The 23,814-nt window shown below is 64.6% G+C and carries 23 protein-coding genes and 1 pseudogene; 9 read left to right on the top strand and 15 right to left on the bottom strand.

Translation table 11 applies throughout. The annotated features are described in order from the left end of the window. Positions 1-49: 49 nt before the first annotated feature. Entirely contained in the window at positions 50-412 is a 363-nt protein-coding gene (locus tag BMZ97_RS23840) for a winged helix-turn-helix transcriptional regulator (protein ID WP_244546580.1), read from the bottom strand. Positions 413-572: 160 nt separating this feature from the next. Here BMZ97_RS23840 and BMZ97_RS23835 point away from each other — a divergent pair, with 160 nt between their 5' ends. Next, positions 573-1,307 carry an SDR family NAD(P)-dependent oxidoreductase gene (locus tag BMZ97_RS23835; protein WP_175525706.1) on the top strand — a complete coding sequence of 245 codons (735 nt, stop codon included), beginning with the start codon at positions 573-575 and terminating at the stop codon, positions 1,305-1,307. 221 nt (positions 1,308-1,528) lie between these two features. On the opposite strand, the gene BMZ97_RS23830 is transcribed toward BMZ97_RS23835, so the two are convergent. Further along, positions 1,529-2,281, bottom strand: coding sequence for an IclR family transcriptional regulator (locus BMZ97_RS23830; RefSeq protein WP_175525705.1), 753 nt, complete (start codon positions 2,279-2,281; stop codon positions 1,529-1,531). A gap of 153 nt (positions 2,282-2,434) precedes the next feature. On the opposite strand from BMZ97_RS23830, the gene BMZ97_RS23825 reads away from it, so the two are divergent. The 5 genes from BMZ97_RS23825 (at position 2,435) to BMZ97_RS23805 (ending at position 7,245) form a co-directional block, all read left to right on the top strand. Beyond that, positions 2,435-3,406, top strand: a complete 972-nt coding sequence (locus tag BMZ97_RS23825) for a succinylglutamate desuccinylase/aspartoacylase family protein (RefSeq protein ID WP_092175670.1) — start codon at positions 2,435-2,437, stop codon at positions 3,404-3,406. 68 nt (positions 3,407-3,474) lie between these two features. Further along, the gene (locus BMZ97_RS23820; protein ID WP_092175667.1) at positions 3,475-4,518 is read left to right on the top strand and encodes an extracellular solute-binding protein; all 1,044 of its coding nucleotides are present in this window, start codon (positions 3,475-3,477) and stop codon (positions 4,516-4,518) included. Next, positions 4,515-5,384: an ABC transporter permease gene (locus BMZ97_RS23815; protein WP_139221306.1), complete on the top strand. Its 870-nt coding sequence runs from the start codon at positions 4,515-4,517 to the stop codon at positions 5,382-5,384. Before BMZ97_RS23820 ends, BMZ97_RS23815 begins: the two co-directional genes overlap by 4 nt. Beyond that, positions 5,381-6,181: an ABC transporter permease gene (locus tag BMZ97_RS23810; protein ID WP_092175662.1), complete on the top strand. Its 801-nt coding sequence runs from the start codon at positions 5,381-5,383 to the stop codon at positions 6,179-6,181. Before BMZ97_RS23815 ends, BMZ97_RS23810 begins: the two co-directional genes overlap by 4 nt. A 2-nt stretch (positions 6,182-6,183) precedes the next feature. Beyond that, positions 6,184-7,245: an ABC transporter ATP-binding protein gene (locus tag BMZ97_RS23805; RefSeq protein ID WP_092175660.1), complete on the top strand. Its 1,062-nt coding sequence runs from the start codon at positions 6,184-6,186 to the stop codon at positions 7,243-7,245. Positions 7,246-7,459: 214 nt separating this feature from the next. Here the strand turns inward: BMZ97_RS23805 and BMZ97_RS23800 are convergent, their stop codons facing one another. The 6 genes from BMZ97_RS23800 to BMZ97_RS23775 form a co-directional block, all read right to left on the bottom strand. Next, a complete protein-coding gene (locus BMZ97_RS23800; protein WP_092175657.1) occupies positions 7,460-8,125 on the bottom strand; it encodes an RraA family protein in 666 nt (221 codons plus the stop codon). A 90-nt stretch (positions 8,126-8,215) separates the two neighbouring features. Beyond that, positions 8,216-9,247 (bottom strand): ABC transporter substrate-binding protein, encoded by a 1,032-nt coding sequence (locus BMZ97_RS23795; RefSeq protein ID WP_175525704.1) that lies wholly within the window; start codon positions 9,245-9,247, stop codon positions 8,216-8,218. Positions 9,248-9,273: 26 nt separating this feature from the next. Continuing rightward, positions 9,274-9,966: a fumarylacetoacetate hydrolase family protein gene (locus tag BMZ97_RS30870; RefSeq protein ID WP_175525703.1), complete on the bottom strand. Its 693-nt coding sequence runs from the start codon at positions 9,964-9,966 to the stop codon at positions 9,274-9,276. 95 nt (positions 9,967-10,061) lie between these two features. Beyond that, a complete protein-coding gene (locus BMZ97_RS23785) occupies positions 10,062-11,774 on the bottom strand; it encodes an ABC transporter permease (protein ID WP_092175649.1) in 1,713 nt (570 codons plus the stop codon). Then, positions 11,771-12,910: an ABC transporter ATP-binding protein gene (locus tag BMZ97_RS23780; protein ID WP_092175647.1), complete on the bottom strand. Its 1,140-nt coding sequence runs from the start codon at positions 12,908-12,910 to the stop codon at positions 11,771-11,773. Before BMZ97_RS23780 ends, BMZ97_RS23785 begins: the two co-directional genes overlap by 4 nt. A 6-nt stretch (positions 12,911-12,916) precedes the next feature. Next, complete coding sequence (locus tag BMZ97_RS23775; protein ID WP_139221304.1) at positions 12,917-13,177, bottom strand: hypothetical protein; 261 nt, start codon at positions 13,175-13,177, stop codon at positions 12,917-12,919. Positions 13,178-13,368: 191 nt separating this feature from the next. On the opposite strand from BMZ97_RS23775, the gene BMZ97_RS23770 reads away from it, so the two are divergent. Further along, positions 13,369-14,265 carry a LysR substrate-binding domain-containing protein gene (locus BMZ97_RS23770; RefSeq protein ID WP_092175641.1) on the top strand — a complete coding sequence of 299 codons (897 nt, stop codon included), beginning with the start codon at positions 13,369-13,371 and terminating at the stop codon, positions 14,263-14,265. A gap of 160 nt (positions 14,266-14,425) precedes the next feature. Here BMZ97_RS23770 and BMZ97_RS23765 read toward each other — a convergent pair whose 3' ends face one another. From BMZ97_RS23765 to BMZ97_RS23735, 7 genes and pseudogenes are all read right to left on the bottom strand, one after another. Then, on the bottom strand, positions 14,426-15,307 hold the full coding sequence (locus BMZ97_RS23765; protein ID WP_092175638.1) for an AraC family transcriptional regulator: 882 nt from the start codon (positions 15,305-15,307) through the stop codon (positions 14,426-14,428). Between the two features lie 26 nt (positions 15,308-15,333). Then, positions 15,334-15,612 carry a hypothetical protein gene (locus tag BMZ97_RS23760; RefSeq protein WP_092175635.1) on the bottom strand — a complete coding sequence of 93 codons (279 nt, stop codon included), beginning with the start codon at positions 15,610-15,612 and terminating at the stop codon, positions 15,334-15,336. Positions 15,613-15,660: 48 nt separating this feature from the next. Then, the gene (locus tag BMZ97_RS23755) at positions 15,661-16,311 is read right to left on the bottom strand and encodes a glutathione S-transferase family protein (RefSeq protein WP_092175633.1); all 651 of its coding nucleotides are present in this window, start codon (positions 16,309-16,311) and stop codon (positions 15,661-15,663) included. A 127-nt stretch (positions 16,312-16,438) separates the two neighbouring features. Beyond that, positions 16,439-17,149: pseudogene (locus BMZ97_RS23750) on the bottom strand (YoaK family protein); the annotation flags it as partial. A gap of 390 nt (positions 17,150-17,539) precedes the next feature. Beyond that, a complete protein-coding gene (locus BMZ97_RS23745; protein WP_175525702.1) occupies positions 17,540-18,616 on the bottom strand; it encodes a PDC sensor domain-containing protein in 1,077 nt (358 codons plus the stop codon). 11 nt (positions 18,617-18,627) lie between these two features. Further along, positions 18,628-20,598, bottom strand: coding sequence for a glycosyltransferase family 2 protein (locus BMZ97_RS23740; RefSeq protein WP_092175625.1), 1,971 nt, complete (start codon positions 20,596-20,598; stop codon positions 18,628-18,630). After that, complete coding sequence (locus BMZ97_RS23735; RefSeq protein ID WP_092175622.1) at positions 20,598-21,803, bottom strand: HlyD family secretion protein; 1,206 nt, start codon at positions 21,801-21,803, stop codon at positions 20,598-20,600. Before BMZ97_RS23735 ends, BMZ97_RS23740 begins: the two co-directional genes overlap by 1 nt. Positions 21,804-22,409: 606 nt before the next feature. On the opposite strand from BMZ97_RS23735, the gene BMZ97_RS23730 reads away from it, so the two are divergent. Both BMZ97_RS23730 and BMZ97_RS23725 read left to right on the top strand, forming a co-directional pair. Next, the gene (locus BMZ97_RS23730; protein ID WP_092175618.1) at positions 22,410-23,015 is read left to right on the top strand and encodes a Crp/Fnr family transcriptional regulator; all 606 of its coding nucleotides are present in this window, start codon (positions 22,410-22,412) and stop codon (positions 23,013-23,015) included. Between the two features lie 80 nt (positions 23,016-23,095). Continuing rightward, positions 23,096-23,800 carry a hypothetical protein gene (locus BMZ97_RS23725; RefSeq protein ID WP_139221303.1) on the top strand — a complete coding sequence of 235 codons (705 nt, stop codon included), beginning with the start codon at positions 23,096-23,098 and terminating at the stop codon, positions 23,798-23,800. The last annotated feature ends 14 nt before the right edge of the window (positions 23,801-23,814 follow it).

The raw sequence follows: 23,814 nt of genomic DNA, 5'->3' as shown, positions 1-23,814 counted from the left end.
GCCGGCCTCGGCTCACCCTCCCCCGTCTTCCAGGGCCTGCCCCTGTTTTTCAGGGCCCGCCCTTGCCGTTCAAAGCCTTACGCCGGGCGAAGACGCGGGTGACCTCGGCGAGATTGTCCGTGCCCCAGGTGCAGAGCGGCACGAGGGCCTCGGCCAGGCTGTGGCCCAGCGGGGTGAGGCTGTAATCCACCCGCGGCGGGACCTCCCTGTAGTCGGTGCGCTTCACCAGGCCGTCGGTCTCCAGCTCCTTGAGCTGCTGGATCAGCATCTTGTCGCTGACGTCGCGCACGGCCCGCCGCAGCTCGCCATAGCGGGTCGGGCCGCCCTGGGCGAGGAAGTACAGGATCAGCGGCTTCCACTTGCCGGCAACGACCCGCAGCGTCGCGTCGAGGCCGCAGGTGAAGCCACGCAATGTCGGGGTGCAATTCTGGACCGGCGGCGGAGGCGGTGCCAGCGGCGAGGTCGGGCTTGAACGATCTGATGACATTTTCCAGGCACTTACCAAAAGGTGCATACTTGTTGATAAGTGGGTAGGCCTCCAGCTCAGTGCAACCTTAGTGAAGGAGCACATCATGAGCAGACTACAAGGCAAGACGGCAGTTGTGACGGGCGGCGGAAGCGGCATCGGACTGGGAGCCGCCAAGCGGTTCATCGACGAAGGCGCCTTCGTCTATCTTTTCGGGCGGCGGCAGCAGGCGCTCGACGCTGCGGTGGCGCAGCTGGGATCCAACGCGCGCGCGGTGGGCGGTTCGGTGACCGATCTGGCCGACCTCGACCGGCTCTACGAGACGGTCAAAGCCGAACGCGGCGGGCTCGACATCCTGTTCGCCAATGCCGGAACCGGGTCGTTCGCGCCGCTCGGCGAGATCACGCCCGAGCATTACGACCAGATCTTCGACGTCAATGTGAAAGGGCTGATCTTCACGGTGCAGAAGGCCCTGCCGCTGATGGCGGAGGGGTCGTCGATCATCCTGACCGGTTCGAGCACGGGCGTGATGGGGACGCCGCAGTTCAGCATCTACAGCGCGACCAAGGCGGCGATCCGCAACCTGGCGCGAAGCTGGGCGCTGGACCTGCGCGGTACCGGCATCCGCGTCAATGTGCTGTCTCCCGGGCCGACCAGGACGGAGTTGGCGATTGAGGTCGTGGGCGAGGAGGCATTGGACGCGCTTGGAGCAACGACGCCGCTCGGCCGCATGGGCGACCCGACAGAGACAGGGGCGGTAGCCGCGTTCCTGGCCTCCTCGGACAGCAGCTTCATGACCGGCGGCGAAGTCTTTGTCGATGGCGGGCTGGCCCAGGTCTGAGGCGGTTTGGCTCAGGCCTGGCGCCTGAGCGTGAGGGCTTCGCCGACAGGGACGAAGCCCTCACCGCTCTCGCTTGATTGCGCCGCATTGCGCGACGCGGCCGGCGAAGGCGGGGCGGCTGAAGTCCGGCTCGCGGCGAGCCATCAACAAGGGCGTGCGACAAGCCGTGGAAGCGCCGAGGCCGTTGGAGCCAGTCGCCGCATTGCGGATCGAAGGCCAGCTCAGTTGGTCCAGACCGGGTCCCTCATGCGGGCGCCGATCGCCTTTGCATGATGCATGACGCTGGCGGCGATCCGATCCTGGGCTGCATTGTCGGCGGCGATCGTCGGAAAAGACAGGCAGAAGCCCATGATCTCATTGCGGCCGGGGTCGGCGACAGCCGCGCCGATCGACGAAATTCCGGGTGTGATCAGGCTCGATGACCGTGCGATGCGCGTGCGCCGGATCTCGGCCAGTTCGGCCGTGACCTGCGCATCGCTCATGCCACCGAGAACGCCGCGGTCACTGCCGGCCTTCAATTGGGCCAGGGCCTGAGCGTCGTTCAGCCGCGCCAGGATCGCACGTCCGATGATCGAGTCGAAGGCCGGCTTGCGCTCGGCGATCGAGCCAGTGTGCTGGAGCGCATAGCTGCCCTGCTGAGCGGCGAGCAGGACCCGCTCATGGCCCGCGACGATCCCGGCATGGCCGGTGAAGCCGAACTCGCGGACGAGATCGTCGACCGCCTCCTTGACGAGGTCGAGCAGGCTGTGGCGCGCCAGATAGCAGCTTGCCAGCTCCAGGGCCTTGCCGCCGGCGGCATAGCTCTGGTCGCGGTCCTCGCGCTCGAGCAGGCCCGCTTCCGCCAGGGTCTTCAACAGCCGTGAGACCGAGGCCTTGGGCAGGTCGAGCTCGCGGCAGACCTCGCCGACGCGCAGAACCGGGCGCTCCTCGGAGACCAGCGCGAGAATACGCAATCCATTTTCCAGCGAGCTCATTGTCGTTCCATTAGCAAGAACACCGTTGACAGATATGATACGGCAAGCTTTCATGCCCGTACAGCATCGCCATAACAGCACAGCCGGCCGGCGCCCAAACGCCATGGCGTGCAGCAATTGGCGGGCAGTCATGGCAGGCAACAGGAGCAGAGCATGATCGGCACCGCCACAGCCGCAAAGGGCCAGATCACCCGCGGGCATGTCGAGCTCGGCTCCTATCCCGACGGGCCGGTGCTCTCGCCGGTGCTGATCGCCCAGGGCGAGAAGGACGGGCCGACCCTGTGGCTGCAGGCCTGCATTCACGGTCCCGAGGTCGTCGGGCCGCTCAGCATCCAGCGCTTCCTTGGGACAGTGGACCTGAAGCAGCTCTCGGGCCGCGTTATCTGCCTGATGCTGGCGAACCCGCTGGGCTTTCGCGGCTATAACCGCCTGACGCCGCAGGACGGCTATAATCTGAACCGCGTCTTCCCCGGCGATCCGAGCGGGCATCTCAGCTACCAGCTCGCCCACCGGCTATTGGATCTATCGCTGACCCATTCGGATGCGATGCTGGATCTGCATTCCGGCGGCGACCTAACGATCACCTGCCACTACACGCTGTTCCACAACAACGGCACGCCCGAGGGCCTCGAATCCGAGCGCATGGCGCGAGCGACCGGCTCGCCGAACATCTGGAATTCGCTTGAGGAAGGCCTGTCGGGCTGCCATTTCACCCATTACACCAAGGGCGGAAAGCCCTCGCTGATCGTCGAGAGCGGCGGCGGCGCGCGCGTCACGCCGGAAGACCTGGACCGGTTGACGCTGGCGATCTTCAACGTCTGCAAGGCGCGCGGCATGCTGCCGGGCGAGCCGTTGGTTCCCGCGCGCTTCCGCCTCGGCGGCGACGCCATCCACCACAAGGCGACCCATGGCGGCCTGTTCATTCCCAAGGTCGCCCCCGGCGACGACGTCGTGAAGGGCCAGCACCTCGCCGATATCGTCGATCTCTTCGGCGATGTCGTCGAGACCGTGCACTGCCCGGTCGACAAGGCCTGGATCGGCTCCATCAGGCGACCGCATATGCCAATCTACAATGGCGATCAGGTCTTCGAACTCGTCGGGACGAAAGGCTATGATCCGGCCTGACAGTTTGCATAGACCGCTCGGACACGCGTCGCCCGGGCGAGTGGCCCGGCACATCGGAGGGCAATTCCATGGCTGCCTACACTCCAGACCGCCGCCAGATTCTCGCTGCGCTGGCGGCATCCGCCACGACGCCCTTTGCCGCATCGAGCGGCTTCGCACAGGCGCCCTCCTTCAGCGGGCGAAAGCTTGTCAGCTCCGGCTTCGGCGGCTCGACGATGGACATCATCCAATCCGCCATCTTCACGCCCTTCGACAAGCAGAGCGGCGCGGCAAGCACGCAGGTTCCGATGCAGTCGGCTGCCGCTCTCGCCCGGATGAAGGCCGAGGCCGGCAATCCGCAGATCGACATGTTCCAGTTCTCCGGCGGGCAGGAAGCCTATGCCAAGGAAGAAGGGCTGACCCAGCCGCTCACCGGCGTCTCGCGCCTGGGCAAGATCCCGGCCGGCCTGAAGGACCCTGACGGCCAATGGGTGACCTGGGCGGTGATCGCCGAGGGCATCGTCTACCGCAAGGACAAGATCGCGACGCCGCCGACGAGCTACAAGGACTTCCTGAAGCCGGAATATCGCGGCCATGTCGCCTTCCCGACGATCACCAACGGCTACGGCATGGACTTCCTCGTCATGCTCGCCAAGGCCTTCGGCGGCGGCGAGGACAATATCGAGCCGGGCTTTACGGCGATGAAGCAGATCAAGAGCGAGACCATCTTCAAGGCGGCCTCGGATCTGCCGACCTTGTTCGGCCAGGGCGATATCTGGATCATGCCCTATGACACCGGCAACACCTTCAAGATCCAGCAGAGCGGTCTTCCGGTCGCCTTCGCGACGCCGCAGGAGGGCAGCCCCGCCGTCTTCATCACCGCCTGCATCGCCAAGGGTGCCAAGAATGCGGATGTGGCCAATGCGGCCATCGACGCCATGCTGAAGCCTGAAGCGCAGATCGAGATCGCAAGGACGATGCGCTGGACCGCCTCGAACCCGGAGACCAAGCTGCCGGCCGATCTGGCAGGCGAAGTCCCCGCGGTCGACAAGCTCGCCCAGCTCGACCGGGGCAAGATCAACGCGATGCGCGCAGCCTGGACCGATCGCTGGAATCGCGAGATCGCCCGGTGACGGCAGAAAGGCAAGGCGCAGGGGCACGCCGACAGGCTGCACTCGTACCGATCCTGCTCTTTGCGCCCTGCGTGCTGGTCTATGCGATCTTCTTCATCTGGCCCCAGGCCTCGCTGCTGGCGATCAGCGCCAGCAGCAAATCCGGGCCGGGCCTCGACCAATATGCCCGCTTCTTCGGCGACAGCTATTACTGGGAGATCCTCGGCCGCACGCTCGGCATGGGCATCACGGTAACGGTGATCACGCTCGTGCTGGGGCTGCCGACTGCTTATGTGCTGGCCCGCTCGCAATCGCGCTGGGCTGGCCTGCTGCTGCTGCTCACCACCTTCCCTCTCCTGGTCAGCGCCGTGGTGCGCTCCTTCGGCTGGATGGTGCTGTTCTTCAGGGATGGTCTGGTCAGCCGGACTTTGCTGGCGCTGGGCCTGATCGATCGACCGGTCCAGACCATGTACACGATGACCGGCGTGATCATCGCGCTGGCGCAGGTGCTGCTGCCGCTGATGGTCCTGACCCTGCACGGCGTCTTCAAGTCGATCGACCGGGATCTCGAATATGCCGCCATGAGCCTGGGCGCACGGCCGGCCGTGGCGCTGGGGCTGGTGACCCTGCGCCTGGCGCGCGGCGGCATCGTCGCGGGCTCGCTGCTTGTCTTCTCGCTGGCGATCAGCGCCTTCGCCACGCCGAGCCTGGTCGGCGGCGCGCGTGCCAATGTGATGGCGACCGCGATCTACGAGCAGACGGTCGAACTGCTCGACTGGCCTTTTGGGGCCGCACTGGCCGCGATCCTGCTCGTCGTCGTGCTCGGCCTCTCGCTTGCCTATGGCGCCCTGATCGAGGGACGCGGCGAGCTGGAGGCGCCGCGATGACGATCGCCTGGCGCTCGCCGCTCGGACTGGTCCTGCTGCTGCTCTGCGCGCTGACCTTCGCCTATCTGCTGCTGCCGATCCTCGTCGTCGTCGTGGCGCCGTTCGGCGCGACCGGCTATCTCGCCTTCCCGCCGCAGGGCTGGACCCTGAAATGGTACGCAGCCGCGGTCAGTGACACGCGCTATCTCGCAGCGCTGCTGGTCAGCCTGCGCATCGCGCTCGCCAGCGCCGTGATCGCCTGCGTCATCGGCATCGCCGCGGCTTACGCCCTGACGCGATACGACTTCCTGGGCCGGCGCCTGCTCGAGGCGATCTTCCTGTCGCCGCTGATCCTGCCGACACTGGTTCTCGCCGTCGGGTTGACGCTGTTCTTCACGCGCACCGGACTGCTGCAGGGCCCGTGGCGGCTGATCGCGGCCCATGTGATCATCTGCATTCCCTATGTGCTGCGGGTCTCGCTGCCGGTGCTGCGGCGCTTCGATCGCGCGCTGGAGGAAGCCGCCCGCAATCTCGGGGCCTCGCCCTTCGCGGCCTTCTTCCTCGTCGTCCTGCCGGTCGTGCGGCCCGGCATCGTCGCTGGCACGGTGCTGGCCTTCATCACCTCTTTCGACGAGGTGGTGCTGGCCTTGTTCCTGGCCGAGCCCGGCGCGCCGACCCTGCCGGTCACGATCTACTCGGCCGTGCAGTTGGGTTTCGAGCCTTCGGTCGCCGCGATTTCGGGTTTGCTCGTCCTGGCGACCTTCGCGGTGATGCTGCTCTACCACCTCCTGAGCGCCTTCCGGCGCCAACGGGATTGACCATGCAGATCGAGCTTCGCCAGTTGCGCAAGACCTACGGGCCGGCCGTCGCGGTCGCAGAGATCAGCGCCACGATTGCGCAGGGCAAGATGCTCGCCCTGCTCGGACCATCCGGCTGCGGCAAGACGACGACGCTGCGGATGGTCGCGGGCTTCATCGCACCGAGCTCGGGCTCGATTCATGTCGGCGCCCGCGACATCACCACGCTTCCGGCCCATAAGCGCGACACCGGGCTGGTTTTCCAGAGCTATGCCTTGTTTCCGCATCTGAGCGCCGCCGAGAACATCGCCTTCGGCCTCCGGCGCCGCGGCGTCGCCAGGGCCGAGCGCGAGCAGCGCGTCACCGCAATGCTCGACAAGCTCAAGCTGTCCGGACTGGCCGAGCGCCTGCCGCGCCAGCTCTCGGGCGGCCAGCAGCAGCGCGTCGCGGTCGCGCGCGCCCTGGTGATCAATCCCTCGATCCTCCTGCTCGACGAACCCTTCTCCAATCTCGACGCCAAGCTGCGCGAAGGCACGGGCCTCGAACTGTCGCGCCTGCAGCGCGAACTCGGCCTGACCTCGATCTTCGTCACCCATGACCAGAGCGAGGCGATGAGCATCGCCGATACCATCGCCGTGATGAAGGATGGCGTGCTGCAGCAGATCGGCAGCGCCAGCGAAATCTACGAGCAACCGGCAAACCGCTTCGTGGCGGAGTTCATCGGCCGCGCGAACTTCCTGCCGGGACGTATCCTGACTGGTGACGGCCGCTCTCACGAGGTCGCGCTCGATGCCGGCATCACGGTCCCCGCCATCGCCAGCGCTCACCCGGGCGGATCGTCGCGGGTCGAAGTCCTGATCCGCCCCGAGGCGATCGCGCTCACCGAGACCGGTCGAAGCGGATCACTGATGGCGACCGTCGAGGCGATCTCCTACCAGGGGGCCACGGTCTATGTTCACGCGCGCCTTGCCGACGGAACCCTCGTGACTTGTGCCACGACGCCGGAATCCAGCCGCATCGCCGCGCAAGGCGATGCCATCGGGCTGCAGCCGGCCAGAACGCGCTTGGTCTCTTTCCCGATTTGACGGAAACGGGGCCAAAACGCGTCGAGTGTCGTCGGGAGCCCGATCAGGTCCTGACAATCTGAAACCTTGACGCAGGCCGCCACGTGCTTTCCGCGATTGAGGCGCTGCTGTCGCCCCGCTGCGAACATTCCGGTTTGACGCAGCCGTCATTCGCAGCCGAGGCATCGAGGCGAACAAAATGCCTCTTTGCCCCGGTCGCTCCATTCGAATCGGCTCAGTTCATGCACCGTGCTTCCAGCTGATCGACAAATGAGCGGTCCCAGCGGCCCTCGCGGATCTGCTGCATCGTCGCTTCTTCCTTGGCATGCTGAGCCAGCGCTTTTTCGATCACCGACTTGGCAATATCCGGAGAAAAAGCGCAAAGCCCGTCCTGGTCTCCGACGACGATATCACCGGGGCAGACCACCATGCCGCCAACGGTCACCGGCACGTTGATCGCCCCCGGCCCATCCTTGTAAGGGCCGCGATGGCTGACGCTGCGCGCGTAAACCGGGAACGTCCGCTCGCGGATCTCGGCAACGTCGCGAATGGCGCCGTCGACGATCATGCCGGCGAGCCCCAGGGACTGGGCGCCGAATGACATGATGCCGCCGAAGACGGCATTCCAGGGATCCCCGCCCGCATCGATGACCATGACGTCGCCGGGGCGGCAATAATCATAGGCTCGCAGGACAGCCAGATTGTCGCCCCCACGGGTGCGCACCGTCACCGCGGTGCCGACCAGCGGGGCGGGCGAATGGTAAGGCAGCAGCCCGGAGCTGCCGCAGCTGCGATGCAGATTGTCGCTCAGCAACGCGACGGCGATGCCGCGCAGCGCAGCGATGATCGCAGGATCGGCCTGCGGTGCGGAGGGATTCTTGGTCAAGCCAGAGGTGGTCATGCGGTGATGTCCTTGATTCGTGGGTGGAAAGTTCTTGGGTGGACAGTTCTTGGGCTGAAAAATGCGACTGCGCCGGTGTGACCCGTGGATTCAGGGCTTCAATCCGTAAGCGGACAGAACATCCTTCTGCTGCTCGGGCGTAATCATGTCGTTTGATCCAACGTGACGCGCAGACATGGTGGGGCAAGGCACGTCGGTCGGAGCCGGCACGTTGGGGACGCCGCCGATCTTGCAAAGGAGCAGCGCCGCATCCCGGCCAAGCTTCCAGTTGACATAGAGCCGCGCGGCGTTGGGATGGGGCGCCTTCACCGGCAGTCCCATGGCCATTTCCAGCCCGTGGGTCGGCCCGTCCGGGCTCAGGAGACCGATGGGCGCGCCCTGCGCCCGGATATCGGTGGAATGGTTGATGACGCTGGGAACGACCATCTGGAAGGCGCCGGCCGCAACCTGCTGGGCGCCGGAGGGGCCACCGGTCACGACACGGAACTGGTTGGCGGCAAAGCCTTTCACCCAGTCCTCGCCATAGGTCTCGCGCATCAACATGAGCCAGGAGACCATGTTGGTCGAAATCTTGGGGTCCACCATGGCGATCTTGCCGCGCCAGCGTGGGTCGGCGAGATCTTTCCAGCTTTTCAGATGTTCCTGGATGTCCTTGGTCGAAACAGTATTCGTATTATAGGCAACGATGTGCGGCAGCACTTCGCCCACGACATAATGCGTGTTCTTGGCCGGCACGATGACCTTGGAGATGTTCGGCACGACCTCGGGGGTCAGTTCCACGAACAGTTCCGGACGTAGCTGGTAAAGCTGCGAGGAGCCGGAGTAGAGCACATCCGCATGATAGGTCGCGGCGGCGGTCTCGCCGGAGAAGCGGGTGAACAGCGTCGTCGAGGGAAAGCGCAGCCATTCGACCTTGATGAAAGGGTAGCGGGCTTCGAAGCTCTTGACGATGTCCTGCGTCTCGGCATCCACCGAGGAGGTGTAGAGCGTCAGCCTCCCCTCCGCCTTGGCGGCCGCTTCAAGCGCGGCTTGGTCCTGCGCATGGGCGATGCTCGCCGCACAGACACCCAGGCACGCAAAGAGGGTTCGCCAGATCTTTGTGAGCGTCGAGGCTGGGGACATGACTGGTGACTCCGTTGGAAGTGGGCCTAGCAGGCGAAAAACGTGGTTTCGCCCAGGGCTTCGACGCGCGCGGTGGCCTTGCGAACGGAGGCCAGTGCCAGCGGCCCGAGACGGGCTCCGGTCAGGACAATGTCGCCGCGCTTGAGAGGAAGCCCACGCCGGCTGGCATGCACCGCCAGCCATCCGATGGCGGCAAGCGTCCGTTCGAGTGAGGGCTGCGGCAGGCTTGCGTGCCGAAGCTCGGTGTCGAGAGCCAGCTCGATCGCCAGATCGGACAATGCGATGGCGTGCCAATCCGTGCGCCCCGCGCCGATGACGACGCCGGCACAGCTCTGCAGATCGGCCAGGCGACAGAGATCGGGCGCCGCGTCAGCTTCCGAAAACCGGCTCGACAGCAGTTCGATCGCGGGGTGGATCGTGGCGATGGCGGCCGTGACCTCGTCCATCGACAGCGCCCCCTGCCGCGGCACGAGATCAGCTCCCAGGCAGATGGCGATTTCGACTTCCGCCCGGCATGTTGCCAAAAAGCCGGAATCGAATGTCGCCGGGCTCGATGCGAAGAACAGGCGCGGGAGCGGCGAGCAGCGCGGCTCGCCGCCCTCGCGCAAGGGCGCGACCTTCCAGCCGCCGACAGGCCCTGCCCCGGCAACGATCACATTCTGGATCGCATAGGCGTCGTCGAGCGTCGCGGCGGCCGCGATGCCCGCATGAGCAAGCATGCCGCCGTCCCGGATCGCGCCGAGCAGGGCTGCTCCGGCAGAGCGAAGCGGGCCAGCGACATCGGATCGTGGAGGCGCGGAGCGGTTCATCGCAGTCACCGAACCGACCGTGAGCGCACGAACCACAGCATCGCGCCAACGACCACGGCATTCAGCAGGCACATGATGGTGGAGAACGCTGCGAGCAGGCCGAAGCTGCCGGTTTCCCAGATCGTCAGGATGGCGAAGCCGATGACAGGCGTCTGCACGCCCGCGAGCAAGGCCGAGGCGGACAGGTCGCCCATCATGTGAACGAACACCAGCGTCCAGCCAGCGGCAAAGCCGGGCAGAGCGATCGGCAGGACGATGCGCCGAATGGTGCGGCCTTCGCCGGCTCCGGCAATATAGGACGCCTCGCGCAGATCCGCCCCCACTTGCGTCAGGGCCGAGGCGGCGGCGATGGAGCCGGGCGGAATATACATCACGATGAAAGCGATCAGCAGGATCGTCAGCGTGCCCGAGAGGAAGAACGGCGCGCCGCTGAACGTCGTCAGAAACGCCAGGCTGATCACCAGATTCGGAATCGTCGCCGGCGACTTGATCACGACATCGACGATGCGCCCCAGCACGCCACCGCGAAACGCGGCGTAGATGGCCGTCAGGATTGCGATGGTCATGGCGATCGTGGCGCCAGCGCCCGCCAGCATCAGGCTGTTGCGGAACGCAGCGAAGGTGACGCGATTGACGAACAGGACCTGTTCGAAATGCAGCAGCGTGAACCTGGTGGGATCGATGACCGGTGACCAATATGGTTGCACCGACACCAGCAGCAGCGCGGCGATGGGCAGCACCGACGCGACGAGGATGTAAAGCCACATCAGGGTTCGCGCCGGGCGACGCCAGGGCCCCAGCGGCAGCGGTGCCGACCCCGCTGCGCGGCCGCCGACGGAGACGAATTTGCCGGTCGTCGACAATCTGCGCTGCAACAGCCAGAAGCCCATCACGACCAGAAGCATGATCAGGCCAAGCAGCTGCGCATCGGCCAGATGCGGAGGATAGTCCTTGACCAGGAGGTGCACGATCTTGGTCGGCAGGACGTCGATTTCCGCCGTGGTCGCGATGATCGCCGGAATCGAATAGGTGCCGAGGCCGGAAATGACGACGAGCAGGCAGGACCCTGCCAGCGCAGGCCCGATCGCCGGAAGCGAAATGCGCATCAGGGTGCGAAGCAAGCCGGCGCCGCTGATCAGGGACGCTTCCTCGAGCGCCGGATCGAGATTCCTGATCGCCGAGGACACGACGAGATAGGCATAGGGTACGCCATGAATGGTGTAGACCCAGATCAGGCCGACCCAGCCATAGATGTTGAGCTGCGCCGCGTCAGTGCCGAACAGGCGCGACAGCACGCCGTTGATCAGCCCGACATTGGGCGCGGCCAGGAAGACCCAGCCGATGCTCAACGCCACGCTCGGCAGCAACAGCGGAATGATCGGCAGGAGCGTGGCAAAAAGGCCGAGATTGGCGTCGGTCCGCTCATTCAGCCAGGCGAAGACCGCGCCGATCGCCACCGCGAATACGGTGCTCATGCCAACCGCGAGACATGTGTTGCCCAAGACGGGCAGCAACCATGGCTGCGCCAGCAACGACGATAGCGCGGCCATGTTCGGAACGCCGCCCGGGACCAGTGTCGACAGGAACATTCGCCCCAGCGGATAGATGATGAGAACCGCGAGCGCCACAAAGCTCAGGACGGTGGCAAGCGTCAGCGGCTGGAGCAGGATAGGCAGCCGGTGAGGCTTTCGCAGCGCCGTCTCGGGGTGGAGCGTCATGCCCGCGCTCCCTCGGCGGGAACCATGCGCAGCGCCGCAGGGCTGACCGTTATCCAGGCGGGATCGCCTTCGGACAGGTTGCGCAGGCTGTCGTCATGCGACCAGACCCGAAGGGTCTTGTCGCCGACGGTGACGACATATTCCGTGTGGTCGCCGGAGAACAGCTGCGCTTCGATCTGCACCTGGACGGTGTTCTCGCTCACATCCTGGGGCTGGGTCGGGAGGAGCGTGATCTTCTCCGGGCGCAGCACCAGCATGACGGGCGTGCCGGCGGGATATGCAGCAGTGTTGGAGGCGACCCGGAAGAGGCCCTGCGCCGCCTCGACCACGACGCTGCCGCCACCGGCCGAGCGCACCTTGCCCTGCAGGAAATTGCTGACCCCGACGAAATTGGCGACGTAGTGGTTCGGTGGCTCCTCATAGACGCGGCGCGGTGTGTCGAGTGCAGCGATCCGGCCAGATTGCAGCACGGCGACGCGATGTCCCAGCTCCATCGCTTCGGTCTGGTCATGCGTGACATACAGGCCGGAGAAGCCGATCTGCCGCTGCATGCGCTTGAGTTCGAAGCGCAGCTGGCCGCGCACCTGCGCATCCACATTCGACAGCGGTTCGTCGAACATGACGACCGACGAATTCGAGACCAGCGCCCGCGCCAGCGCCACGCGCTGCTGCTGGCCGCCGCTGATCCGGCCGGGATACTGTCCCTCCAGCCCCCCGACGCCGACCATCTCCAGCGCGCGGCCGACCCGTTCGGCGATCGCCGCGCTCGACAGTTTCCGGCCTTCCAGGGGATAGCCGACATTCTGCGCCACGGTCATGTGCGGCCACAGCGCATAGGACTGGAAGATCATGCTGATCTGGCGCTGGTCCGGCGGAATGAAGATGCCCCTGGACGAGGAGAAGACGACACGCCCGTCAATGGTGATCTCGCCTTCGTCGGGCCTCTCCAATCCCGCGACACAGCGCAACAGGGTTGTCTTGCCGCAGCCGCTGGGGCCGAGCAGAACGACGAGCTCGTTCTCGTCCACGGTCAGGCTGATGTCGTCGACAGGAACGATCACTTTGCCGCCTGCACGGCGGAAACGCTTGGTGACGTTCGAGATTACGATGCGTGGTGCCGTGATTCTTGGTGCCATGATTCCTCAGGCCGGTGCGGGATCGAGATTGCGCGGATCGATGCGCGATGAGGTCGACTTCGCGTCAGACCTCGTGCGGCCACCCGGCCGCCACCGTAGCGCCGAGGCCAGGATGCGGGATGAGCGCGCCAGGCAGGTCGCACCAGACGGAGCCTTGAGATTGGGCCGGCTTGAATTGCGCGGATCGGACGGGCGCAGCGCCGCCGGGATGCCGGCCGACCGGCTGTCGCCGCGTCGAGGCGGCTTGCCGTTGCCGCGATGCCGCAACGGGCTTGGCGCCCGGAGCATCCCCACGGATTTGTAGCTGCGCTATCGACATTGAAGCCTCCCATGCGTGGCAAGCTTCGTGGCTTGCAACATTATTGGGCTCAAAATCGCGCGCCTGATATAAAAAAGCTAATTCAAAACTTCGTAATCAATATACAAAACTTGAATGTCTTACCGCAGGGATCGGCGTCATGGCATACGACATCAGGCGGCTGACGTTTTTCGTCAATATCTGTGAAAGGCGGTCGCTGACGGCGGCGGCGAGCCTGTCGAGCGTCACGCAGCCGGTGTTGAGCTATCATATCGCGGAGCTTGAGAAGGCCGTCGGCGAGCCGCTGCTGTACCGCCGGCCTGACGGCGTGGAGCCGACAGAGGCCGGGCTGGTGCTGCTCGGCCATGCCAAAGCCATTCTCAGTGCCGTCAACACTGCGGAAATCGCGATGCGCGAACGCAGGGACCAGCCCGGCGGGGTCGTATCGGTCGGCCTTTTGGCGTCGATCGCTCCCTTGGTCGCACCGCGTATGCTCCACGAGTGCAAGACGCGCTTCCCACAGATCCAGCTGAGAATCTCGGAGGGAACCAGCCTCCAGATGCGCGCGGGCGTCGACGACAATCTGTTCGATCTCGCCGTCAATCTGCGCGAACGCGGAGACAAGGCCAGCCGCTCATTGCTGTTCGAGGATCTTTATCTGTTCGCCCGAAGAGGCCTGATCGATATCCGGAGGGAGACTGTGACCCTGGCTGAGGCGCTTCAGCACAAACTGCTGCTTCCCCCCAAGGGGCACGTCGTGCGCGCATTGCTGGAAGACGCGGCGCGGAAAGCTGGCCTGGCCATCCGGATAGAGGCCGAAATCGAAGGGCTGGCCACATTGAAATCGCTGGTCGCCGAGTCGATTGGCCCTGCTATTCTCGGCTACGGCGCCATCAAGGTCGAGTATGAATCCGGCGCATTCGTCGCAGCCAAGATCATTCGCCCCAATGTTCAAAGAGAATTCATCCTCGATGAGGCCGTGAAAAAATCCTATCCGAAAGCTGTCGAAGAAATAAAGCTGATCGTTATTCGAGCGATTCAGGGTCTGACTAAATGAACATCCTAATTATTTCGGACGCGGAAAGCGCCAACATCGCCTGAGCTTCACTATTATAAGAATTTTCTGCTTAAGCCGCGCGCCTATAAAAACGGGGATGGGTGGACGGCAGCCTGACCGTTTCCAGCGATCGGAAGGGACAGGCCGCCGTCGCAGGTCGCTATTTCAGCGGCAGAAACAGCTCGGCAACGGCCTCATGCTCCGGCACCTCCGGGAAGAGGCTCAGCCGCTGGCAATAGATCGGGAAGTCGCGGGCTTCCTCGCCGCTGGCCGGGAGCCAGTCGCGATACAGGTAGAGCGCGGCGGGCTCCAGATTATGGGTGTTGCCGACGACGCGCAGCACCGCGCAGCGTCCGCCTGGGATCTCTCCGGCCTTGATCTGCTCGCCATGCGCCTCGATCGGCCGGTCGGTCCCGACACAAAGGTCGTTGCTATAATCGGCTGGAGAAGCGGGCCGCCGCTCGGAACGCCAGACATTGAAGGTCGGGCTCGTACTGGGGTGCAGGCCTGCGGCCTTTCGCCAGGCGATGAAGCGCTGGATGGTGGCGCCCAGCGTCGCCGGATCGCCCCGATGCTCCATGATCGCCACCCGCGTTGTCGGCACATCGCGGATGATCACATCGTCAGCGGTAAAATTCGTCTGCATGAGCTTGCTCCTCGCATCGTCGAAAGGCCCGAAGGCCGCAAGCCACGGCTCCCAGTCGGGAGACTTCCGGAACGACGAAGGCGACTGGCCGAACCGTTGCCGAAAGGCGCGGGCGAAGGCATCAGGCGCATCGTAACCGGCATCCATCGCTATGGCCGTGACGCTTTGGGCGTCCCTGTAGGCCAGCCGGTACGAAGCGCGCTTCATGCGGGCAAGCTGGACATAGCGATGCACGGACACCCCGAAGGTGGACATGAACTGCCGGTGGAAATGGTATTTCGAGAACGCCGCGACGCCGCTCAACACGTCCAGGCCCAGATCGTCGTCCAGATGCCGGTCTATATGGTCCAGCACCCGCTGCATCCGGGCATGGTAGTTTTCAAGCGCCGCCTTCATCGTCCCTTCCTCCGTGGCGCCGCCAGTTAGTCGCAGATGGCCGTAACCGGCTCGACCGATCTTGCGGTCTTCCGTTTCGCCGGTTCTTCCGGTTTCGCGATGGCCCGGCCCGGCGTTTCAATGCAAACCCGGTCCGCTTCAATGAGCACGAAAACGACGCGGAACTTGCCGAATTGCGAGCTGTCCGGCGGCGGAACGCGAGCGACACCAGACATCGGCGCATCGCCGCAAAGCGGCCCTCCGGCGCGCAGCCGCGTCAGGACCGGTGTCGGCTCGTTGGGGGCGTCATGCTCGAGACGCGCCATATCTGCCCATGAGCCGCATCTGCTAATGAGCCCGGAAGCGGAGCTCTATCAGCCAGCCGATGCGGCGGTGAAAACCGCCAACTGCGCGTCGAAGGCACGCTTATAGGCCGGCCGCACTTCCGCGCGGGCGACATAGGCGCAGAGGTTCGGATAGCCCTCCAGCAGGCCCGATCCCTGCAGCCGGCGCAGCACCGTCACCATCAGCAGGTCGCCGGCGCTGAACGCGCCATCGAGCCAGTCGGCATCGCCAAGGCGGCTGGACAGCGCGCCCAGCCGTTTCCCGATAGTGTCCTCAAGCGCATGCAAGCGCTGCGCGTACCAGGGCTCGTCGCGCTCGAGGATCGTGGCAAGGGCGCGCTCGAAGATCGGCGGCTCCAGCGTGTTGAGCGCGGCAAACATCCAGGCGATTGCGCGCGCCCGGGCATTCGCATCACCGGGCAGCAGGCCCGCATGCTGCTCGGCGATATGGAACACGATCGCGCCCGACTCGAACAAGGCGAGATCGCCCTCCTCATAGGTCGGGATCTGCCCAAAGGGATGTAGCGCGACATGTGCAGGCTGCTTCATCTCGCCAAACGACAGAAGCCGGACATCGTAGGGTTGGCCGACCTCTTCAAGCGCCCAGCGCACGCGCATGTCCCGCGCAAGCCCCCTGCCGCGATCGGGGGATCGTTCAAAAGCGGTGATGGTGATGGTCATAGCCAGGCTCCGGATCCCTGCACGCTGCCCCGAAGAGCCGTCGTTGACAACAAAGCGTCGAACGACCGCTCAGAGACCGGTTGTGCTTCCCTCAGCCCTCATCCTGAGGCGGTTTCGAGCGCGTCAGGATGACCGGAAATCCAGCAAGCACCACAAGCGCGATCGCGAGCGGAACGGTGGTGATGTAGCCGATCTGCTTGAAGCCGACCGCGCCGACGATCCCCCCGAACAGGAACAGGCCGATCAGCGTCGCCAGCATGCGCAGTTTTTTCCGGCTGGCCACGACCCTGGGGTGCTTCTCGGGCGCTATATTGACGTAGACCAGCTTGCCGAGCTCGATTCCAAGATCCGTCACCATGCCCGTGACATGCGTCGTGCGCATCCGGGCATTGGAAATCTTTGTCACCATCGCATTCTGCAGCCCCATGATGAAACAGAGCAGCGGGATCGCGACGGCGATGAAGGTGGCCGTTCCATTGAAAAAATGGCCGGAGAGTCCAAAGCAGAGCAGCAGGACCGCCTCGACGAACAAGGGATAGGCAAACCGGGCCGATTTGTGGTTTCTCCGGCCCCAGTTGATCAGGATCGCCGACAGTCCGGCGCCGGCAAGGAATGCCGCCAAGGCGAGGAGCGCGACGCCGACGAGCGCGAAACTCCCAAGCACCACATTATCGGCGATCGACGAGACGATGCCCGACATATGCGAGGTGTATTGCCCCACTGCCAGGAATCCACCGGCATTGGTCGCTCCGGCGATGAAGCACAGCACTTCCGCCAGACGCAGATCTCCGATCGCGCTTCGCTCGACCGCGACTGTCGATCGCAGGTGATCCGCCAGTCGATGGCTGATCGGAGGCCGCGTTTCCCGAGCGCTCAACATTGAAATGCCTGCTTGTCCCTGTGGCGCGCCGCAGCGGCGACCGAACGACACCTTAGGCAGACCTACAGCATTTTCGAGCGAAGTGGACACCGGTTCGCGTAAAGAAAATGCGATAAAACAAGAAGCTAGAGCATTTCCGTGATTCGCAGAAACGCGGAAATGCTCTAGCAGGTCCAGGCCGAAAATGAAGAGACCGGAGCAAGGAGCGGGCCAGGCCTGATGGCGGGCGCGATGGGGCGAATGGTCACCGCGCGGAACCGGCGCGCGATGATCTTCGGGACCGTTACGGGCGAAGCGAAACGGCTTGGCTTTGGAGACGGCTGGCCGGGCGTGGATCGGCGCGGGCGATCATCTGCGCAACAGCTTGGATTGGAGCCTGACCAGCGCGTGGCTCAGGCGCGCGGCTTCCGCATAGCGGGTCTCGACATAAGGTATGGTTTGCTCGCCATCCGCGACGATGGCTTCCGACGAACTGGCGAGCCGTCGCAAAGGCGTTGTGATCCAATGAGAGCCGAGGAAGAGCAACGCCAGCGCTACGATCGCGCCCGCGCCAAGCATCAGCCAGAAGGTGCGAACCAGCTCGCGCGTCGTGGCAAGCGCCTCATCCAGGTTCTGCCGCACGAGAAGAGACCAGCCGAAACCGGGCAGGTCCCCAGATGAGACGGTCGGAACCACGACCGTCACATAGTCCTTTCCGTCGGGCCAGCGCTCGTCCAGCACGGCCAGGGTCACGCGGTTGGCGGCCTGGGCGGCCCCGATATCCAGCGGCTTGTTGATCAGGCTGGCCGGGCCATAAAGCACCGTCCGGTCGCGCGAGAGCAGGAGAAGCTCGATCCCCGGCGCCTGCAAATTGTTCAGGCTGTCGACGACCCAGCGCCAGTCGAGATGGGCGCCGACGACACCGACCACCGCGTTAGACTTCTGGATCGGCGCCGCCAGATCGATGAAATCATACGGCTCCGCCGAAGCCGGCATCAGCTTCGCCAGCATCTGCGCTTGGTGGACATCGACCGCGGTCGGCTCTCTGAGGCCGCGGCGAAACCAGGGCCGCTCGGCGACGCTTTGCCCTTCGAGCATGCCGCGCGAGGCGGTAAGCACGGTGCCGTCCACATCCGCGACCCCGATCCAGGAATAGCGCGTATCGAGCTGGCTGATAAGGTTGAGGCTGTCACGGCTTTTCGCGGGGGCGTCGACATCGATGATCTTCGAGAGCGCGCTGACCTCCTGCCAGAGCTGGTTGAGGCGCCGGCCGATCTGGTCGGCGCTCAGTTCGCCACGCGCCTTCAGCCTCTCGACGAGCAGCGTCTCGGCGCGCCGCTGCAGGGCGCCGGTGTAGAAGGTGCCCGCGATAATCGCCGGCATGAGCATCAAGACGGCGCCGCCGCCAAAGACCATGGAGCGCAGGCTCAATCGTCCGCTTGCCATCATTTTCTCCTTCATCGCGTCAAGGCGCGGGCGAGTTCGCGGATCATCTGGCCGATATCGCCCTTGCCAGTGCCGGGCAGCACTGCGGCGGTATGCAACCGCGCGATGATCCGCTCGCGCTGCTCCTCGCTGGGGGTGAGCCTGATGCGGTAGCCATCCAGCGTCGGCGCGATGACGCGCGCCGCGATCTCCCCGATGATCGGCAGGCGCAGGCTGCCCTGCGCCCCCACGGGCAGGCCGGAAGGGCCGCTGATCCTGGCGCCGCCTATGCCGAGATTGACCAGCCAGCCGCGATGCTCCTCGCCGGCGACGGTAAGGGTCACCGGCTCGATGATCTGGCGCATCGGACGGTCCGGACGCGGACGCTCGATGCAGGCCGCGATCGCCACCAGCAGGACAAGCAGGTTGTAGATCGTCCAGAACATCACCACGGCCATGCCGTCGCCGGCGCGGGCGGCGTTGTTGACCAGAAAGTCGGAACTCAGATTCATGACGAGGCCGCCGACGGTGAGCCCGAAGAACACGATGAAGGGCCACATCATCGGCCATTGCACGATCACCTTGGTCCGGTCGCCGCCCTTGGCGGTCACGGAGAAGCTGTGCGGCCCGGGCGTCAGCAGCCCGAGCGCGCAGGCGCGCGTGATCGGCCAGGCGGCCATGAGCTGGGCGACGTCGTTGACGATCGGGATGAACAGCCCTTTCGAGAGCCAGTTCAGCACGGCCATGACGGCAATGTAGTAGGGCAGGTAATAGATGATGATGTCGGCGACCGAGGCGTTGACGATCGTGACGCCGAACCACCAGTAGAGCAGCGGCCCGATGATGCTGGCGAGGCGGAAGGGGAAGGTCGTGGTCCAGTAGAGCAGCGAGTCGAACACGCTCAGCCGGTGGATGAGGCTGAGCCTGTGGCCGCCGAACGGGTTATAGACGTTGCGCACGATCTGCATCATGCCCAGGCACCAGCGGCCGCGCTGAACGATGTATTCCCGCAGGCCCTCCGGGGCGAGGCCTTCGGTCAAGGGCTCGTTGAGATAGACCGTGTTCCAGCCGTTCTCGGCCAGCCGCAGGGTCAGCAGGAAATCCTCGGTCACGCTTTCCGTCGGAAAGCCGCCGATCGCCGCAAGGGCCTCTACCCTGACCATCGAGGAGGTGCCGCAGCAGACGGCGATCCCCCAGGCGTCGCGTGCCGGCTCGACATTGTCGAAGAAATGCCTCTGCTCGTCGGGATAGGCCGAGCTGATGCCGAGATTGTGCTGGATCGGGTCGGGATTGAAGAAGTGCTGCGGCGTCTGGACAAGGCCCGTCGCGCGATCGTGGAACAGCGCCAGGGCCCGTTCGACGAAATCGGTATGCGGCACGAAATCGGCGTCGAGCACCGCGACGAAATCAGGTGGATCGGCATCGCCGGCCCGCTGCGCCAGCGCATGGTTGATATTGCCGGCCTTGGCATGGGCATTGTCGGGACGAATGAAATAGCCGATGCGATGGCGCTCGCAGAGCTCCCGCAACCAGGGACGCCGGCCGTCATCCAGGATGAAGATCCCGAGATTGGGATACATGATGGTCTTGGCGCCGATAATCGTGCGCTCCAGCACCTCGAGCTGTTCGTTATAGGTCGCGATGAGGATGTCGACGCGCGGCGCCGGAGCCGGCCGCCACCAGCCCTTGTTGCGGTCGGCCTCGCTGCTGCGCTCCTTCACCCGCGACAGGATGAAGAAGGCGATGGTCGAGGACAGGACGGTAAGCGCTTCCAGCAGCGCGAAGGACCAGCTCAGCACAGCGTCGGTGGTCCAGGCCAGCGGTGCGACCGTGTCGGTGAGGCGCCAGATCACATAGCGCCAGGCCAGCAACATCGCAGCGCCAAGCAGGAGCGCGCGCCAGTACCAGAGCCTGGGATCGAGCAAGGGCAGTAGCAGCAGGCGCAGGCCGACGACCACGGCCGCGCCGGCAAACGCCGCCAACAGGGGCGGCAGGGCGAGCATCAGACCCCGTAGCGGGTCAGGAAGCGACGCAGCGTCGCCAGCGGCCCGCTCGAGAAGATGACGCGCCCCGTCCGGCCGATCGCACAGGAGAGGTCGGGCTGGTTGGCAAGTTCGGGCACGTTGACCGTCACATCGAAGCGTTCCAGATGCTCGGCGCTCGGCCCCACCGCGAGATTGGCGTAGAGGGCCGAGGCGCCCGAGCCGCCCAAGCGCGTGATCGTGCCATCGAAGATGCGATCGTCACCGAACAGGCGGAACTGCACGGATGTCCCGATCGAGAGGCTGTCATAGAGCGCTTCCGTCACGCTCGCGGTCACGACCAGGCTTCGGCAGTCGACGAGCTTCACCAGATCCTGGCCGCGGCGCGCATATTCGCCGTCATCGACCAGGAAGTCCCAGGCCATGCCGGCGACGCGCGCATTGAGCGTCGCCGAGGTCAGGCGGCTGACGCGAACCCGCTCGGCCCTGATCTGGCGCTCGAACTGCGCGCTTCGTGCTTCGATCTGCTCCTGTTCGGCGGCAAGCTCGGCCAGGCGCAGATCGAGCTCGCGGACGCGCTGCGAGGAGAACGGCGCGTCATTGTAGGAATCGCCGATGAAGACGCCGCCGCGGGCCGAAGTCAGCTCGGTGGCGAGATAGTTGCTGCGCTGCCGGGCACTCTCGAGATCCTGCTGGGCGACGTCCTGGGCGGCGCGGGCGCGTTCCAGATTGGCCGCGGTCTGCACGCCGCGACTGCTCAGGTCATTCGCGCGCTTCAAGGCCCCGTCGGCCTCGCGCAGCCGCGCGAGCGCGGCATCCTGGGCCGCCCTGCCCTCGGCTATGCGCGCCTCGATCTGGCTGACGCGCCCCTTCTGATAATCGGCGAGCTGCGCTGCAAAACCCGCACGCGCCTGGCTCAGCGCGGTCTTTTGCGTGGCGATGCGCCTGAGCTCGATCTGCTGGTTGTCGCGGTCGCGTTCGAGATCAAGCAGGCGGGCGGTGTCGAAGCGCTCATCGGCGATGTCGGCGACCAGTTCGCCGGCATTCACCCGCGCGCCGATGCTCCTGACGGCAAGGCTGACCTGCCCCTCGATCGGCGCGCGGATCACGTTGATCCGCGCATTGATCGTCGCGTCGGCCGATGTTCCCGCGAAATATTCGCCAACCAGCACAAAGAGACCGCCAAGCAGCAGAACGACGCCGATAAGGATACGGAAAAGTTTCAAATTTTACCTTCCGGTATGCCGAGGCATTTCATTCACGCCGCCAAACGTGACGAATACCTTAACATCCGTGTCGGCATTATCGTGACAACCTCTAACCGCTCCTTGACAAGCGATATCTGCATTAATGCTGGCAAGTACGTGTCCGATCTGGCGCAATTTACAGTCAGAACCTGACAGCAACTCACGCATGCTCTTCCGTCTGGACGAGATGCGACGGGAGCGAAGGTTGGGGAGCGGCCGGAAAGCGGAGCTGAGCAGAGGCAGCAATGCGTCTCAATCGATTGTGCTCGCCGGGGTCATCCCGCAGTTGCTGCGCGTCGCGCAATGCCTTGCTGCTGTTCGGTCAACGCCAAGATGACGCGTCCGGATCGCGCTCCATGCTTGTGCCGACGGCCGACAGACCGCGCCCTTACCGAGGTGAGTGGGTAGGCCGCGCCCCATGACTCTGCCGGGCCGGCGGCGGCAGGCGTCCGCCTGCCCCGACAGCGCATCAAATTCTGCGGCTCAGCCAAATGACGCGATGGGCCGATCGTGGATATCATCCACCGCGCCAAACCTTAAGACGTTAAGTCTGCTCGGGCAGGAACCATTCGCAGGAACCATTCCATGTCGGTCCCGAAGTCGCTTCCAACCGCCCTGCGCGCCATTGGTATCGACCGAAAACTGAAATCTGGTGAGGCGCTGTTTCGGCTGGGTGATAAGACTGCAGGGTTTGGTGAGGTCATCGCTGGTCGCGTGCGGCTTTCACGGGTCGATCGCTCGGGCCGCGAAGTCATTCTTCATGTGGCAGGCCCGGGCGAGACTATCGCCGAAGCCTCGCTGTTTGCCGCCTCATATCATTGCGATGCTATCGCCTCGACGAATGCGCTGGTTCGCGTTTATCCGAAGTCGGCAGTGCTCGCCATGTTCGAGAAGGACCCGAAATCCGCGCAGGCTTTCACGGCAATCCTTGCCCGCCAGGTGATGAACCTGCGCACCCGGATCGAACAGCGAAATATCCGATCAGCACTTGATCGCGTGCGTCATTTTCTCAGCATAAACTCCGACGAAAGCGACCGGACAGTCCGTCTTGAGGGCACACTGAAACAGCTCGCCGCCGAACTGGGACTGACCCACGAGGTGCTCTACCGCACGTTGAGCGCACTCGAGCGCGCTGGCGAGATCGAGCGCGTCAAAGATAAAATCTTACTGTTGCCACCGCATGAGATGTGATCTCGATCATATGTGGCTACTGCAAGTTCGGCTAGCAAGTGAGCCGGGGCGCTGCGCGTCATGAAGAAAGAGACCAACCAATGCCGACGTTTCCCTGGAAGACGACACTCGCCGCTACCGCGGTCCTCGGTTCAACAGCTTTCGTTTTCGCCCAGGCGTCGCCCGGTATGAACGGGCCGATGGGCATGCACCGTCAGATGATGTCGGGCCAAATGGCGCAAGGTGCGGGCGACATGAGCCAGATGCACAAACACATGATGCAAGGCAAAGGCGGCATGGCTCCAGAAACGAGCCAAGGCACGGGCAAAGGAATGCCAGACAGCATGCATGGCGCGAGTGGCGCGCCGACGATGCCGGGGCAAGACGCCTTCGGTGCCATTCAGGAGGTCGTTCGGATCCTCTCGGCCAATCCGGCGACCGACTGGTCGAAGGTCAATATTACGGCCTTGCGAGACCATCTCATCGACATGAACGAAGTTACGCTGCACGCTGCGGCAAGCGAGCACATACTCGACGACAGCATCGAGATTATGGTGACCGGTGAAGGCCGCACCCTGGCCGCCATCAAGCGCATGGTGCCGGCGCATGTGAAAGAGTTGAACGACATCGGCTGGAAAGCCGAAACTGATGAATTGCCCAATGGCGTGAAGCTGACGGTGAACGCCAGCGAGTCCACGCCGCTCGCCAAGCTCAAGGCGCTCGGCTTCATGGGTATCATGGTGCAGGGCGCTCATCATCAGGCACATCACTTGATGATGGCGAAGGGCGGATTTGCCGAGCATTGATGCTGATCCGGTCG

This window comes from Allobosea sp. OK403 (assembly GCF_900113835.1).
Classification (GTDB): domain Bacteria; phylum Pseudomonadota; class Alphaproteobacteria; order Rhizobiales; family Beijerinckiaceae; genus Allobosea.
The sequence above is the reverse complement of the archived record's forward strand: the minus strand, read 5'-3'. Positions and strand labels throughout refer to the sequence as shown.

What these genes read in the sequence shown, in the direction of transcription:
- BMZ97_RS23795 (WP_175525704.1), bottom strand. Translation starts at nt 9,247, where the DNA reads ATGTCCCCAGCCTCGACGCTCACAAAGATCTGGCGAACCCTCTTTGCG.
- BMZ97_RS23740 (WP_092175625.1), bottom strand. Translation starts at nt 20,598, where the DNA reads ATGCTCGCCCTGCCGCCCCTGTTGGCGGCGTTTGCCGGCGCGGCCGTG.
- BMZ97_RS23830 (WP_175525705.1), bottom strand. Translation starts at nt 2,281, where the DNA reads ATGAGCTCGCTGGAAAATGGATTGCGTATTCTCGCGCTGGTCTCCGAG.
- BMZ97_RS23835 (WP_175525706.1), top strand. Translation starts at nt 573, where the DNA reads ATGAGCAGACTACAAGGCAAGACGGCAGTTGTGACGGGCGGCGGAAGC.
- BMZ97_RS23755 (WP_092175633.1), bottom strand. Translation starts at nt 16,311, where the DNA reads ATGACCATCACCATCACCGCTTTTGAACGATCCCCCGATCGCGGCAGG.
- BMZ97_RS23760 (WP_092175635.1), bottom strand. Translation starts at nt 15,612, where the DNA reads ATGGCGCGTCTCGAGCATGACGCCCCCAACGAGCCGACACCGGTCCTG.
- BMZ97_RS23780 (WP_092175647.1), bottom strand. Translation starts at nt 12,910, where the DNA reads ATGGCACCAAGAATCACGGCACCACGCATCGTAATCTCGAACGTCACC.
- BMZ97_RS23785 (WP_092175649.1), bottom strand. Translation starts at nt 11,774, where the DNA reads ATGACGCTCCACCCCGAGACGGCGCTGCGAAAGCCTCACCGGCTGCCT.
- BMZ97_RS23770 (WP_092175641.1), top strand. Translation starts at nt 13,369, where the DNA reads ATGGCATACGACATCAGGCGGCTGACGTTTTTCGTCAATATCTGTGAA.
- BMZ97_RS23810 (WP_092175662.1), top strand. Translation starts at nt 5,381, where the DNA reads ATGACGATCGCCTGGCGCTCGCCGCTCGGACTGGTCCTGCTGCTGCTC.
- BMZ97_RS23805 (WP_092175660.1), top strand. Translation starts at nt 6,184, where the DNA reads ATGCAGATCGAGCTTCGCCAGTTGCGCAAGACCTACGGGCCGGCCGTC.
- BMZ97_RS23730 (WP_092175618.1), top strand. Translation starts at nt 22,410, where the DNA reads ATGTCGGTCCCGAAGTCGCTTCCAACCGCCCTGCGCGCCATTGGTATC.
- BMZ97_RS23745 (WP_175525702.1), bottom strand. Translation starts at nt 18,616, where the DNA reads ATGGCAAGCGGACGATTGAGCCTGCGCTCCATGGTCTTTGGCGGCGGC.
- BMZ97_RS23800 (WP_092175657.1), bottom strand. Translation starts at nt 8,125, where the DNA reads ATGACCACCTCTGGCTTGACCAAGAATCCCTCCGCACCGCAGGCCGAT.
- BMZ97_RS23765 (WP_092175638.1), bottom strand. Translation starts at nt 15,307, where the DNA reads ATGAAGGCGGCGCTTGAAAACTACCATGCCCGGATGCAGCGGGTGCTG.
- BMZ97_RS23825 (WP_092175670.1), top strand. Translation starts at nt 2,435, where the DNA reads ATGATCGGCACCGCCACAGCCGCAAAGGGCCAGATCACCCGCGGGCAT.
- BMZ97_RS23725 (WP_139221303.1), top strand. Translation starts at nt 23,096, where the DNA reads ATGCCGACGTTTCCCTGGAAGACGACACTCGCCGCTACCGCGGTCCTC.
- BMZ97_RS23820 (WP_092175667.1), top strand. Translation starts at nt 3,475, where the DNA reads ATGGCTGCCTACACTCCAGACCGCCGCCAGATTCTCGCTGCGCTGGCG.
- BMZ97_RS30870 (WP_175525703.1), bottom strand. Translation starts at nt 9,966, where the DNA reads ATGCTTGCTCATGCGGGCATCGCGGCCGCCGCGACGCTCGACGACGCC.